This window comes from Streptomyces sp. SID3343 (assembly GCF_009865215.1).
Classification (GTDB): domain Bacteria; phylum Actinomycetota; class Actinomycetes; order Streptomycetales; family Streptomycetaceae; genus Embleya.
This window is the reverse complement of sequence record NZ_WWJX01001490.1, coordinates 1-1,527: the sequence shown is the minus strand read 5'-3', so window position 1 is coordinate 1,527 and position 1,527 is coordinate 1. Positions and strand designations below refer to the sequence as shown.

Sequence of the window (1,527 nt, the reverse complement as noted above, 5' to 3'; positions counted from 1 at the left end):
GGGGGCACGGCGTCATGAGGCGATTTACCGCGTCCCGCGACGGCGATCCGGTCCGTGGTGGGCGCGAACCGGTGGCGTGAGCCCCGGGCGCGAACCGGTGGCGTGAGCCCCGAGCGTAAGCCGGTGGCGTGAGCCGAGGGGCACGGCCGCCGACGACCGCGCGTATCCGGGAACGTTCACGGCGCATCCCCGACGATGTGTTCAACGCAAACAAGATCGACAACAGGTTCGACGAAGCGTGCGTCAAACACCCTTCAAGACACGATCGAGTGCCGCCCGACCTGCAGGTCCCCAGTGCGACTTGCCGCCGGGAAGGCCCCGATCTCCGTTCTGCCCCATGAGCATCAGGAAGAGGCTTTTCATGGCGGCCAGCCCTCGGGCGCGCCGGATCGCCGCCTCGTCCGCATGCGCGTACATGTCGAAGAACCGTGCCGCCGTGCCCGCGGGCAGCAGCACCCATGCGGCGGCGAGGTCCCACGCCGGATCGCCGGCGAACATGTCACCGAAGTCGACGATGCCCGAGAGCGTTCCGTCCGAGACGACGACGTTCGCGGGATGGAGGTCGCCGTGCACCCACACCGGCGGGCCCTCCCACGCCCGGGCCGCAACGGCGTCGTCCCAGACCGCCCGGACGTCGGCAGCGATGTCGTCGAGGACATCGACGGCCTGGAAGAAGTTCTCGAAGCCGTCCGTGCAGTCCCTGGGATGGGCGCCGCGGTCCGTGGCGATCGGCGCCTCGGCGGGCGCCTCCACGTGCAGCGCCCGGAGGAAACCCGCCAGCGTGTCGGCCGCGTGGACACCGCGGCTGATCGAACCGTGATCGAGCGGCTCGCCGGGAACCCACGTCATCACCGTCCAGTACTTGGGGAAGCGCTCGCCCGGTTCGCCGAACCGCACCGGGGTCGGCACCGGGAGCGGCAGGAGCGGGGCCAGTACGGGTAGCCATCGCCGCTCCTTGAGCTGAAGCTCCGGGGTGGGGTCCATGCGCTGCATCCGCACGGCCAACTCGTCCCCCAGACGCCACATTTGGTTGCCCCAGCCGCCCGCCACCTCACGGATGGCCAGCCCGGCAAGATCTGGATGTTGCTCCCGCAGCAGGTCGCGGACCAGATCTGCGGTGATCTCGATCTCGGTGTCGGTCATACAAAGTCACAGTACCGAAGCCACCGGCGGACCGGCTCTCGCGCCCCGGACCTGGGCGCTGAACCGGCATCAGATTCGCGAAACGGGTATCGCACTCGCCGGGCCTCCGCTGGAGACCGTAGTCGGCCGGGTGCCCCGGTCGAGGTTCGTACCGCGATCGCCGCGGATGTGCCGCCCGTGCGTGAGCGACCCCTGCAGGTGCCACACCGGGGCGGCCGGCCCTACCTGGTTCCGACCATGTGCCGAGCGATCTGCGCGTTGGCCGCAGGCGACCTCGTCGCCAAGACCGAGGCCGCTGCTCCTCGCGTGGCCGATCGGCGTCCGCGCCTGAGAAAGTGTTGGGCAACTCATCGTTTTCGGTCTGTTGTGTAGATCATCGGTGCG

Annotated in this window: 1 protein-coding gene; it reads right to left on the bottom strand. The window is 69.5% G+C overall.

The genetic code is table 11. The annotated features are described in order from the left end of the window. Positions 1 to 243 precede the first annotated feature (243 nt). Positions 244 to 1,143, bottom strand: a complete 900-nt coding sequence (locus GT354_RS47425; protein WP_161364002.1) for a phosphotransferase — start codon at positions 1,141 to 1,143, stop codon at positions 244 to 246. Positions 1,144 to 1,527: the final 384 nt, after the last annotated feature.